This is a genomic window from Bradyrhizobium sp. McL0615, from assembly GCF_049993905.1.
Taxonomy (GTDB): domain Bacteria; phylum Pseudomonadota; class Alphaproteobacteria; order Rhizobiales; family Xanthobacteraceae; genus Bradyrhizobium.
In genome coordinates this window covers 3,147,817-3,159,934 of record NZ_CP188254.1, presented here as the reverse complement: position 1 = coordinate 3,159,934, position 12,118 = coordinate 3,147,817, and the positions used below count along the sequence as shown (strand labels likewise).

The window sequence follows — 12,118 nt, the reverse complement described above, 5'->3', positions numbered from 1 at the left end:
CGCGTTTCTTGACGCGAACCGGTGTCCACTTCGCTCTAAAGCGCGTTGCGCAGCAGCGGATAGCGGTCCTTCATCGCATCCAGATCGAGTGCTGGGAACTGCATGTCGTCGAGCGCCAGCACGTCGGGTACGGACGGCGCCTCATTCGCATCGACGAGCTGGCTTTCCAACGCGACCAGAATGTCAGCGGGGACGTCTCGTGACGGCGGCGTGGCAACTGGTGCCGGTCTCGGTTGAGGCTGCACAATCGCCTGACGGAACCCTTCATCACGCGGTAGCGGCGTCAGCAGCAGCGGCGTGGTGCGGCGGCGGCCAAGCCAGGTCATGTCGATCGCCGTGTTATCGAGCGAGGCTTCGCGGCTCAACAGGTCGCGCCAGGTTTCGACGGCGGCCTTGGCTTCCTGGATGTTTTCGAGGAATTCGAGTTCGGTGTGATAGCGGCGCCAGCGTCCGCTCTCGAACAGTTCGGTGAGGTGTTCCAGCCGTCGCTCGGCAAGGTTGCACCAACGCGCCACAAGGTTGCGGCCGCGCGCCACGTCTGCAGGATGTGCCATAAATTAGCCCGTAAGAGAGAAACGGACGCAGACGCAACCAGAGACGAATCAGTTTGGAGATGACAGGGATATTCTGTGGAAAACTTTTTCGTTGTCTAGTGCGTGAAGCTACGGAAGCACGCTTCGATCGAAGATACCCGCACAAATACGGGGTTGTCTGCGCTATCCACCGTCAAGCCGCACGGCAGCATGACCGCGTTGCCAAGCATGCCTCAGCGTTCGCTCAAGAGCGCACACGGTAAAATTGCGTATCACGAAATCAAACGAAAAACGTGTAGCCAGCGATTCGCGCGGCCCCGCAAGCGGCGCAGCCTCCTCCAAAACCTGGTGCCGAAAATGAAAGACCCGTCCGGGGGGACAACCGGACGGGTCAAGCTATATGGGCGCTTGGGGTGGATGGGCGCTCGCGCCGAATACAGCCGATGGGGAGGGATTACCGCTCCCACATTGATAAGTCGCAGCACCCTCGCCGAACGTTCAAAACGCCGGGCGATTTTTTTAACCTTGTGTTCGGGGCGATTGCCGCAAAAATCACGGCGCAACAGGCTATTTCGCGGCGTTTGCGGCCGATTTGTCTGCCGCCATCGACGGCGGGACGTCATTCAGTGCCCGGCTCACGGAAGCGTTATCGGCAGACGGGTCGAGCGCCGGCGTTTTTTCTGCCGCAGGCTTGCCTGAAACCGAGGCAAGCGGAACCACCGGTGCGGCCGTCGCCGCAGTAACCGCGGCAAAGGCGTCGGCCTCGCCCGCGCCGAACTGATCGTCGCGGCCGGGGGCGCCGAGATCGCGGGCGGTCTTGGTCAGGATCGCGCGAACATCTCCTGGCTTCAATGCAGGATTGCGCTCCAGCAGCAGCGCCGCAACGCCGCTGACATAGGCGGCGGAGAACGAGGTGCCCGACGTGATCTGATATTTTTCATCCGGCGCCGGCAGGAAGATATCCGCGCCCGGAGCTGCTATCGCGATATGGTTGCCCCGGTTGGACGCCGCAAACAGTTTTTCCTGCGCGTCGGTTCCGCTCACCGCAATGACGTTCGGATTGGCGGCCGGATAGAGCGGTGGCGATTTTGCCCCGGCATTGCCGGCCGCCGCCACCATCAGGATGCCGCGGCTCGCGGTCGCGGCGATGCCGCGCTCGATCAGCGGATCCTTCGGACCGGCAAAGCTCATGTTGATGATCTGCGCGCCATGCTCGGCCGCGTAGTCCAATCCCCTCAGGATCACATAGGACGTGCTCTCCGCGCCCTTCGATCCCGCGCCGAACGCGCGGATCGCAAGCAGCCTCGCCTCCGGCGCGCTACCCATCAATTTGGCATGCGCGACGATAGCGCCGGCAATGCCCGTGCCGTGGACATGCGGACCTTCGCGGCTGCCGAGCGCATCGAAACTGTCGGCGACCGAATTGGCGAGTTCGGGATGTTTGATGTCGATGCCTGAATCGATCACCGCGATGGTAACGTTCATGCCACGGGCGAGCGTGTGTGCCTGCGGCAGCCGGAGCTGGGCGACGGCGTATTGCGCGGCGTCGCCCTCGATCGCGGGCTTCTTCGCATCCTGCAGGAAGTGACGGAAATTGAACTGCACCGAACGCACGCTGGCGTCGGCTGCGAGTTCGCGGCGCACCGTGTCCGCCGGCCGCCGGTCGACGATGCGGAACAGGCCGATGGAGCCCCCGAGCAGCGGGAAACTCTGCGAGGCGATGCGCTCCAGGCCATGGCGCCGCGCCAGTTCATCGGCCTCGGCGGTGGATAGCGCGCCGTCGATTTCGGCGACGAGTTCGTTTCGGACCGCGAGCAGATTGACCGCGGCCTGCGCGTTGTTGTTGCCCGATCCGCCCTTGCCCTTCCTGGCCGAGGTGCCGTTGCCGCCGCCGTCCGACATCACCGGACGATCGAAGCATTCGCCGTCGGACCCGCGAAACGCATTCTGGCAGGCCGGATAGAGGTTGGGCGAAAACCGCGCATAGGGGAGCGTCGATGGCACGCCCGCCCCCGGGCGGACCCGCAGGGTCGAACTCATGATCCGGGACGGCGGGATCCGCGCGACGGTATCGGCACGCACGACCGGCCGGGCCGCGATGGTCGGGTTGATCCGCGGCGTCACCGTCGGATTGATGGTAGGCACCCGCGAGCCGACGTTGAGATTGGGGGTGCGCATGATGCTTTGCGCATGAACCGCGGAGGCAGCGAAAGCGATCAATGGCAGAAACGCCGCCGACAAAATCAATGCCGTGCGGCGCGTCTTCATCAGCCAATTCGGGCCATCGTGAACCATGGAACCTCGGCCCTCCCGGGACGCGCCGGCGGCCTCTTAAGGCGTTGCGACCGCGAGGCTGACGATCTTCTCGCGCTGCAGCCTGGCGAGCAGGCTTGCAGCTTCGTCCTTGCTCATCGCCTTGTTACCGAACTGCACGCGGAACATGCCGCCCTTGGCGCCGTCGACGATCGAGGCCTGGTAATTGTCGAGCAACGCGGTGATGTCGACGATGCGTGCTTCCGGCGCAAACCGCACCAGTGCGCGCGTCGGCGCGGCGCTGCTTGCGAGATCGCGGGTAATGGGCGCCGACGACGGTTCGTCCAGGCTGAGCGAGGCGGTCTGGAACGAGGCGGTCTGGTTCTTCATCAGCACGGCGCCGATCACGCCGGCCTGCAACAGCAGCGCCACGGCGCCGAGGCTCGCCGACCAGGCCAGCGTACGCGGCGACAGCCTTGCGAAAAATTCCGATACCCGGGCGGACAGGCTGACTGAAAGCGATGGCTTGCGCACGGGCTCTCCGTCGATCGCAGCAAACAGCTTCTGCATGGCGCGCATGGACGGCGCACCGAGGCTCTCATTGAGGCTTATCGTCTCGGCATATTCCTCGCGGATGACGGCGTATTGCCGGGCCAGTTCAGGATCGCCGGCAAGCGCCTCCTCGACGCGGCGGGCGTCGCGTGTGCTCAAGGTGCCGGCCGCGTGGAACGGCAACAGCATCTCGATTTCGCTGGGCTCGCGATCCAGCATTTTTTTGCTCGCCGCCATCATGGCCAACCTCGCTCTACGCCGGCTGCCTTCAGCAACTCGGCCAATTTCTTGCGCGCATAAAACAGGCGCGTCTTGACGGTGTTCTCCGGAATACCGACAATCTCGGCCACCTCTTCCACGGACTTCTCGTGGTAGTAGACGAGATCGACGATCTCCCGATGATCTGACGAAAGCGCCGTGAGGCACTTGCGCAACGCTTCACCCGTATCCTTCTTCTGCGCCACCATTTCCGGATCGTCGGACGTGTCCTCGATCGCGTTGGCGGTCTCGTCATCCAGTCCAACGTCCTTGCGGCGCCTGAGTGCCGAAAGGGCCTTGAACCGTGTAATCGCCAGCAGCCAGGTGGTAACGGCGGATCGGCCTTCGAACTTTCCAGCCTGCCGCCACACATCGAGAAAAACCTCGCTGATGAGGTCTTCCGCAATCTGTTCGTCCCTGACGAGCCGAAGCCCGAAACGGAACACCCTGACATGGTGCCTTCCGTAAAGCACCTGCATGGCGAGCCGGTCGCCTTGAGCGATCCGAGCGATCAGAATTTCGTCTGAAGCCGCCTGTGCCGCGTTCAATGGCCGTCTCGCAACGTTGGTCTGACGGGAGAGGCCGGCGGTTCGATGTGAAGGGTGAGATTCTTCACATTACGGCATTGTCCGGATTGCATGTGTGACCTACCACACAGACGGACATTGCTAAGCCATCTTCCCGGCACAGACGAGTTCAACCCCAAAATTGGTATCATAATACGGAAACACTTTCTTAAAGACGCGTCACGCCACAACCTTAGCAAGGCTTGGCCGGCAGGGCAGCACCTGCTTCGCGCCCAAGGCGCCCGCTGCAAGCGGGTTCCACCCTATCGGAATCCGGCAGATTTCCGTTACGAAACAGTGCAATGGCAGGGTTTTAACGGACCCGATCCGACGTCAAAAGATACCAAACCTAAAGGCTTTATTCCCTAAAGTTTCGTCCAGCATACTCCAATAGCGACGGGACATGAGCAGCGCGGCTTCATTGCTTCAGGGGCAAGGCACCCACGGTACGGCTATGCCGATCCGGCTGCCGCTGGAAGTATTGAAGCGCCGGGTCGGCCAGCGCCGCCATATGCTGGCCGTGCAAGGCGTCAGCTACGTGCTCATCACCTCGGTGCTGCTGGTCTATTGCTACGCCGGCACCGTCCCGATCATCATTCCGTCGGCCTATTTCCTTTCCGGCATCGGGCTGGTCTCGGTCTTTGTCGTGTTGTCGGAAGCCCACTTCAACGACCGGTTCGAAGACCACTATCTGACCATCTTCCAGGTAGCCGGCCACGTTGCACTCCAGCTCTGTTTTCTGCTGGCGGCGCCCGAAATCGGATTTGCCTTCCTGAGCGTGGTATTCCTCATATTCGGGTTCGGCGCGCTGCGAATGACCTCGCGGCAGGCGATCATTTCCTGGACACTCACCATGATCGGCCTGGCGCCGATCTTCCTCTTTAGCAGCACCCCGATCGGCCTGCCGATTACCACCCAGACCGAACGCGTCGCGGCGATGCTTTCCTTTGTCCTCACGATCGGACAGTGCGCCTTCGTGGGGCTGTATGGCAGCACCATGCGCAAGATGCTCTACGACCGCAGCTTCGAGCTGAAGGCGGCGTACAAGCGGATCGAGGAACTTGCCGAACTCGACGAACTGACGGGGGCCTCCAACCGGCGCTGCATCATGCGAATGCTGGAGGAGGAGATCGTCCGCGCGACCCGCAGCGGATCGCCCTGCTCCATCGCACTGATCGACCTCGACTGGTTCAAGCGCATCAACGACGCCTACGGCCATCCGACCGGCGACGAGGTGCTGCGCACATTCTCGATCACCATGTTCGCCAACGTCCGCAGCATCGACCGGTTCGGCCGCTATGGCGGCGAGGAATTCCTGCTGGTGCTGCCCGAGATGGACGCCGGCCAGGCCATGCGGGCGCTCGACCGCTTGCGCGCCATTATTGCCGACCTCGACTGGAGCGCATTCTCGCCCGGCATGAAGGTGACGATGTCGGCAGGCGTTGCAACGCTCAATCGAAACGAAACGTCAGACCTATTTCTCGCGCGCGCCGATAGCGCGCTTTATGCAGCCAAGGCGCAGGGACGCAACCGCATCACCCGTGCCTGATCCAACATATTCCAGTTTCGGCGGCGGAGAACCCGCTGCCGGTTTTTGCTCCAGGACAGAGTCATGATTTCGAAAGCCAATACGTCTCCTTCTCCCGGAAGTCTGCTCGACGAGCTCCAGTCCACGCTTGCGCACGGGACCGTCGCGCGCCGGGTCGAGACCCTGCGCCGGGTAACCGATCTCTTCATCAACGGCGCGGTGGACTATTCGGACGAGCAGGTCGGGCTGTTCGACGATGTCTTCCAGTTCCTGATCGATCACATCGAAACCTCGGCCAAGATGCTGCTGGCCAACCGTCTCGCCCCGATCGACACCGCCCCGCCGCTCACCATCCGCGCGCTGGCTTTCGATGATGTCATTGAGGTGGCGGGTCCGGTGCTGTCGCAGTCGATGCGGCTCGACGACAAGACACTGATCGAGAATGCGCGCAGCAAGAGCCAGGCGCATTTGATGGCGATTTCGACCCGCAGGACGCTGAGCGGCGCGGTCACCGACGTGCTGGTACAGCGCGGCAACAATGAGGTGATCGAGTCGACCGTGAACAATCCGGGCGCGGAGTTCACCGAGCGCGGCTTTACCCGTCTCGTCAGCCGCGCCGAAGGCCACGATAATCTCACGACCTGCATCGGCCTGCGTCCGTCCGTGCCGCGGCACCTCTATCTGAAACTGCTGGCCAAGGCCTCCGACACGGTGCGGCAGCGGCTGGAAGCCGCCAACCCGCAGCAGGCGGCCGAGGTGCCGACCGCGGTCAAGGAGGCAACGCGGCGCGCGCGCTCGGCGACCTCGACGATCACCCAGAACACCGAGATTGCGCACGCCCTGGTCAAGTCGCTGTATGACGACGGCCGGCTCGACGAAACCGAGGTGGCGTCGTTTGCCGCGGCCGGGAAATTCGACGAGGCCAACGCCTCGATCGCGGCGCTGGCCAACGTGCCGGTGGCGATCGCCGAGAACATGATGATCGAAAGCCGGGCCGAAGGCGTGATGATTTTGGCGAAGGTCGCAGGGTTGTCGTGGCCGACGGTCAAGACCATCATCAAGATGCGCGACGAACTGTCCGGCGCGGAGCCCTCCAATCTCCTGACCTGCAAGGACACCTACGAGCGGCTGCGGCCATCGACGGCGCAGCAGGTGCTGCGCTTCCACCGCATGCAGCAGAATACGCCCGCCTCGCCTGTGCCTAGTACCTGAGCAGCCTGGCTCCGGCGAGCGCGCCGATCGCGGTCACCAGCGCGGTCGCGATGGTGTACCAGGTCGCCACGAACAGCGGTGAATCGTCCGTGCAATGCGAGGCGTAGAGCGTCGCCGCCAGTCCCGCCGACAACAGTCCCGCGATGGCGCCGGCGACCGCCGGCCGCGCCGGTGCGCCGTGGCGCAGCCCGGTCAGAGCGCCGGCCAGGAGCGGCAGCGACATCAGCGGGATCGCCATCAGGCACGTCCACGAATTCTTGCCAACCAGCCGCGTCATCATCGGAAGCCGCTGCGGCATCATCATCTCGCCGCCGATCGCGGCGGTCAAAATCCCGACCGGGGCTAGCAGCAGCCAGCCAAATCCGCGCAGCGAGGCCTCGGGCCGCGACAGATGCAGGCTGACGGCAATCGCCGCAATCGCCAGCGCCAGCGTCACCGCGAATTTCAGGTCGAAGAACGGGTTGCGCATCGCAATCATCACGTCGGGCCTGATGCCGAGTTCGGTGAAGAACATCAGAAGCGAGACCGGCGCCGCGGCCAGAAGCGCCAGCATCAGCGCAAGACCGACGGGCCGCGCCCGGTGCGGATTGTCGGCCGCCAGTGTTCGAATGAGCTGATTGGTATCCATCCTCACTGTTCCCGTAGCTTCGCCGTCAGGCTCGCCAGCCCCCGGTGCAGCGCCACCCGCACCGCGCCCTCGCTCATCGAAAATTTCGCGGCCGTATCCTTGATCGAGGCGCTGTCGACCGCGATCGACTGCAGCACGTCGCGCTGCCGCGACGGCAGTGTCTGAAGCTGGGCGGCAACCTCGCTCGCCGAGGCGGTCTCGGCCGGCGTTTCGCCAGGCAGCGTCTCGGCGAAATCGTCGATGTCGACGAAAATGCGCCGGCCGCGGCGGCGCAGCGCATCGATCAGCTTGTTGCGGGCGATCGCAAACAGCCATGGGGCAAACGGGGCGCTGGCGTCCCAGGTATGCCGCTTCAGATGGACCGCCAGCAAAATGTCCTGCACGATGTCCTCGGATTGATCTACCGGTTGCCCTGCCCGCGCCAAACCACGGCGCGCCGCAGCCCGGAGCACCGGCGTGACGGCCCTGAGCAGGCGATGATACGCCACACTGTCGCCTGCAATGGCCGACCGCATCAGGCCGGTCCATTCGTCATCCCGTTCGCGCAAGAGCGCTCCTACCCTGCAATTCGGTCGATCTTTCAATTTGTTACGTCGGGATGTTCCGATCACGAGGTCGTGATCGAAATCCCGCCGTATCCGCTGGCGACCATCTGTCCGGGAATCGGGATGGCGGGCCACGCAGACCGCAGGCTCATAACATTGATCGCGCAGGCTCGCATCCGCTGCAGCGTTCCCGCGGGAGGAACCCGCTGCAACACAATTGCCCAGCTTTTGCCGGGTGTTGCCTGAAAATTCCCAGTTTTCGCCGTGCTGTGGACAAGGGGTGGGGTCTTTTCTCGCGGTTGGGCGGCGGCCAATGGGAGACTTCTACATGACGATCAAAGCCAGCGCGCGGTCGGCCTTGATTCTTGCAGCAGGACTTTTGGTAAGTCTCGCAGGACCACCGCCGGCGATGGCTGCCGGCACTGATGCGGATAGTGCCGCCGTCTCCAAATCGGAGAGTGCTGGTTCCGGCAAGTCCGCGAGGCAAGGTTCCCGTTACCTGAAGAAGCGCTACGTCCATCGCAAATATTCCCACACGGCATCGAAATCCGCCGACAGCAAGAAAGTCGACGAGAAGCAGGTCGCCGATGCGAGCGGCGGCACCGCGCCCGCGTTGCCCGCATGGGTCGCCAACGCCAACGCGCAAATGACCGCCGCCGATGCGCCGCCTGATAGCGCCAAGGACACGGCGAAGGGAATGTCGGCGGCCATGTCGGAGAAAGCCAGCACGGTACTGCAGGCCGCGGCGGACAAGCCGGCTGACGCAGCGGAGGCGCCGGCCGATACCGCCGTGGTTGTCCCCGAGCAGCCCGGCGACGGCGATCGGGCGCTGCACCCCTCCTCGCAGACGGTGGCGATGGCCTCGCCCAGACCGGCAGCGGACGGGGCCGCTCAGGCCGCGAACAGCGACAGCACCACCCTGGACAAGACTTCGCTTATCGGAAAGATCTTCATCGCCTTCGGCGCCTTGCTGACGATGGCGTCGGCCGCGCGCATGTTCATGGCGTAGCGGTCCGCGCATCGGACGCGGCATTGCCGCGTCCGGGATCTGTTCCCGCCCCACTTGATGCCCACCGCGGCAGCAGGCACATTGCCCGCAAATTCGGTAGCGCGGGGTGGATCATGGCGACGTTCGAATACATCATTGTCGAGAGCAAGGGCGCGGTCGGCATCATCACGCTGAACCGGCCGAAAATGCTCAATGCGCTGTCGTTCGGCGTGTTTGCCGAGATCGCGGCGGCCGTCGACGATCTCGAGGCCGACGACAAGATCGGCTGCATCCTGCTCACCGGCAGCGAAAAGGCATTTGCCGCCGGCGCCGACATCAAGGAGATGCAGCCGAAAAGCTTCATCGACATGTTCTCCAGCGATTTCGCCGCGATCGGCGGCGGCCGCGTCGCCACCTGCCGGAAACCGACGATCGCCGCCGTCAGCGGCTATGCGCTCGGCGGCGGCTGCGAGCTCGCCATGATGTGCGACATCATCATCGCATCCGACACCGCGAAATTCGGCCAGCCCGAAATCACGCTCGGCACCATCCCGGGCATCGGCGGCACCCAGCGGCTGACGCGGGCGATCGGCAAATCCAAGGCAATGGATCTGTGCCTCACCGGGCGCATGATGGATGCGGCGGAAGCCGAGCGCTCCGGCCTCGTCAGCCGCGTCGTGCCGGCGGACAAATTGATGGAAGAGGCGCTGTCGGCGGCGGAAAAAATCGCCTCGATGTCGCGTCCGGCGGCGGCCATGGCCAAGGAGGCCATCAACCGCGCGTTCGAGACGCCGTTGTCGGAAGGCATGAATGTCGAGCGCAATTTATTCCACTCGACCTTTGCGCTGGAAGACCGCGCCGAGGGCATGGCGGCGTTCATCGAGAAGCGCAAGCCGGTGAACAAGAACAGGTAGGATTGATCGACCTTCGTAGGATGGGTAGAGCGGAGCGAAACCCATCAATCGCATGGTCGTGTCGTTGGCATCGATGGGTTTCGCTTCGCTCTACCGATCCTACGGGTCTCGCTATCCCGCCCGCGCCAGCGCCGCGTTGACCAGCGCGCGGTAGGCGCGCTCGGCGAACGTTTTGGGGTGATCGAGGCCGAGCCGCTTCAGAGCCTCGCGCTTCGACGCATCCGGCGGCTGCGTCATGCCCTGCCATAGCAATCCCGGCAGTTGCATGGGCCTTTGCTGCGCTTCCCGCAGCAACTGCAGCGCCGGGATCAGCCGTTGCTCGACATCGTCAAAATCGCTGCCGAACGGGAATGACGGCAATAACCCCGCATCACGCGCAGGCTTGAGGGCCTGCGCGATCCGATCCGGAAAATTTTCGCGGTGGCTGCGCGGAATTTCGTGCTGCTTCGGCAGCTTGCCGGCATCCTTGGCGACCCTGGCCAGTTCATCCTGGAAACGGGAATCCGTCACCGCCAGCATCGCCGCGATGGTCTCGGCGTCCGATTTGCCCCTGACGTCGGCAACGCCGTATTCGGTGACGAACACGTCGCGCAGATGCCGCGGGATGGTCTGGTGGCCGTAGTTCCAGCGAATGTTGGAAAGCGTATGACGACCCGCCTGCCGTGTCGATTCCAGCGCGAGGACCGACCGCGCGCCTTGAAGCTCAAACGCCTGCGCGACGAAATTGTATTGGCCGCCAACGCCGCTCACGACCTGGCCGTCTTCGAGGCCGTCCGAAATCGCAGCCCCCATCAGCGTCGCCATCATCGCGGTGTTGACAAAGCGGGCACCGACGCGCGCCTGGCGCTTGGCATCCTCATCGCCATAGAGCTGGTTGGTAAAGGATACCGGCATCATCTGGATGCGCGCGAGTTGCTCGGCCGGCATCTCGCGCAGCGCGCGATAGAGCGATTTGGGGCCTAAGAAAAACGCGCCGTGCAGCGTCACGCCGTCGACCTCGCGCTTGAGAATGTCGGCGTCGATCAGGCCGAGAAACGCATCGACCAGCATTTCGCTGACGCCATAAAGCCCCTTCGCGAACGGCGCGGTCTCCGCAGGCGCCGCTCCCGGCGCAAGCCGCTTCATGATGGTAAGGAACTGCGCGTTGTCATGGTGGCGAACGATCAGACCCTGCGCCAGCGCATCGCCGACTTGCCCGATGCCGATCTGCAAGGTGCCGCCGTCAGGAACGAGGCCCGCGGCATGAAGCCCGATCGCGTATTTGGTGTCGCTGACCGGTTCGGCCGGCGGCGCGAACAGCGGAAAATCCGTCCCGGGGCTGTCGAGCACGGCGGAAAATTCGTCCCCCCGCAGATCACCGGCCCCCGGCATGAACGGCAGCTCGGAATTAACCTGGCCGATCAGCCTGAACGACGCCCGGCCCTCGCTCCGTGCGCGCAGGATGTCGAGCGTGGTGTCGGTGTTGCAGCTCAGGCTGTAGCGCGTCTCGCCATCGACCACACGTTTCGCGACCAGTTGGGTGACGACGTTCAGCCCGCGCGACAGCAGGTAGGACGCGGCATGGGTATAGTTCGCGGAGATGTAATGCTGCTGCGCGTACGGCACGTGCAGCCATTTGCCGGCCAGAAAGAAGAACTCGATCACCTCTATGTTGGGCGGCAATTCGCCGGCATGCAGCGCGCTGGCATAAGCCAGGTCGGGATAGCCGCCAAACAGGCGATCGATCACCGGGCCGATCAAGCGCCGTTCGAGCAGGCTCGACGGCCGTGGTTTTTCCAGCGTCAGCGCCGAGAAGAAGGTGAGCTTGATCGAACGGTCGGCGACGGCACGTGCATACAGCGCGTTGACGACATGATTCGCTTTGCCAAGCCCGAGCGGCAGGCCGACCACGAGGTTGGTGCCGACATCGCGGATGATATCTTCCGCGATCGCTTCAGGATCGGAAAACAACTTTGGCATCAGTTGAGGACCCGGGGCACAGCTGGAGAGCCAACCGCCCCGAATCGGACGCCAGCCAGAGAAGCCTAGCGCATTTGCCGTTGAACTTCGTCTGTGACGAACCGGCAACAGCCAAGCGCTGAATTCAGTGAATTACTGTCCTGATGTCGCGCGGCAGTTTGCCTGTGGCGGCGACGCCGCCT

At 63.6% G+C, this 12,118-nt stretch carries 11 protein-coding genes; 4 read left to right on the top strand and 7 right to left on the bottom strand.

The annotated features are described in order from the left end of the window. Window positions 1-35 precede the first annotated feature (35 nt). From ACPPVP_RS14915 to ACPPVP_RS14900, 4 genes are all read right to left on the bottom strand, one after another. On the bottom strand, window positions 36-554 hold the full coding sequence (locus tag ACPPVP_RS14915) for a TIGR03809 family protein (RefSeq protein ID WP_426535467.1): 519 nt from the start codon (window positions 552-554) through the stop codon (window positions 36-38). Between the two features lie 546 nt (window positions 555-1,100). After that, on the bottom strand, window positions 1,101-2,828 hold the full coding sequence (locus tag ACPPVP_RS14910; protein ID WP_426535465.1) for a S8 family serine peptidase: 1,728 nt from the start codon (window positions 2,826-2,828) through the stop codon (window positions 1,101-1,103). 36 nt (window positions 2,829-2,864) lie between these two features. Beyond that, entirely contained in the window at window positions 2,865-3,578 is a 714-nt protein-coding gene (locus ACPPVP_RS14905) for a hypothetical protein (RefSeq protein ID WP_426535463.1), read from the bottom strand. Further along, window positions 3,575-4,144 carry a sigma-70 family RNA polymerase sigma factor gene (locus ACPPVP_RS14900; RefSeq protein ID WP_426535461.1) on the bottom strand — a complete coding sequence of 190 codons (570 nt, stop codon included), beginning with the start codon at window positions 4,142-4,144 and terminating at the stop codon, window positions 3,575-3,577. The genes ACPPVP_RS14905 and ACPPVP_RS14900 overlap by 4 nt, the downstream gene beginning before the upstream one ends. A gap of 472 nt (window positions 4,145-4,616) precedes the next feature. On the opposite strand from ACPPVP_RS14900, the gene ACPPVP_RS14895 reads away from it, so the two are divergent. Further along, complete coding sequence (locus tag ACPPVP_RS14895; RefSeq protein WP_426537849.1) at window positions 4,617-5,711, top strand: GGDEF domain-containing protein; 1,095 nt, start codon at window positions 4,617-4,619, stop codon at window positions 5,709-5,711. Window positions 5,712-5,774: 63 nt separating this feature from the next. Beyond that, the gene (locus ACPPVP_RS14890) at window positions 5,775-6,902 is read left to right on the top strand and encodes a DUF2336 domain-containing protein (protein ID WP_426535459.1); all 1,128 of its coding nucleotides are present in this window, start codon (window positions 5,775-5,777) and stop codon (window positions 6,900-6,902) included. Here ACPPVP_RS14890 and ACPPVP_RS14885 read toward each other — a convergent pair. Together ACPPVP_RS14885 and ACPPVP_RS14880 are read right to left on the bottom strand one after the other, a co-directional pair. Then, entirely contained in the window at window positions 6,892-7,530 is a 639-nt protein-coding gene (locus ACPPVP_RS14885; RefSeq protein ID WP_426535457.1) for an NrsF family protein, read from the bottom strand. The two genes, ACPPVP_RS14890 and ACPPVP_RS14885, sit on opposite strands and share 11 nt — an antisense overlap. A 2-nt stretch (window positions 7,531-7,532) precedes the next feature. Next, a complete protein-coding gene (locus ACPPVP_RS14880; RefSeq protein ID WP_426535455.1) occupies window positions 7,533-8,078 on the bottom strand; it encodes a sigma-70 family RNA polymerase sigma factor in 546 nt (181 codons plus the stop codon). A gap of 325 nt (window positions 8,079-8,403) precedes the next feature. Between ACPPVP_RS14880 and ACPPVP_RS14875 the strand changes: the two genes are divergently transcribed. Together ACPPVP_RS14875 and ACPPVP_RS14870 are read left to right on the top strand one after the other, a co-directional pair. Beyond that, window positions 8,404-9,084 carry a hypothetical protein gene (locus ACPPVP_RS14875; protein ID WP_426535453.1) on the top strand — a complete coding sequence of 227 codons (681 nt, stop codon included), beginning with the start codon at window positions 8,404-8,406 and terminating at the stop codon, window positions 9,082-9,084. 113 nt (window positions 9,085-9,197) lie between these two features. Then, window positions 9,198-9,977, top strand: coding sequence for an enoyl-CoA hydratase (locus ACPPVP_RS14870; protein WP_426535451.1), 780 nt, complete (start codon window positions 9,198-9,200; stop codon window positions 9,975-9,977). Between the two features lie 111 nt (window positions 9,978-10,088). Here ACPPVP_RS14870 and ACPPVP_RS14865 read toward each other — a convergent pair whose 3' ends face one another. After that, on the bottom strand, window positions 10,089-11,936 hold the full coding sequence (locus ACPPVP_RS14865) for an acetyl-CoA hydrolase/transferase C-terminal domain-containing protein (protein WP_426535449.1): 1,848 nt from the start codon (window positions 11,934-11,936) through the stop codon (window positions 10,089-10,091). Window positions 11,937-12,118 lie beyond the last annotated feature (182 nt).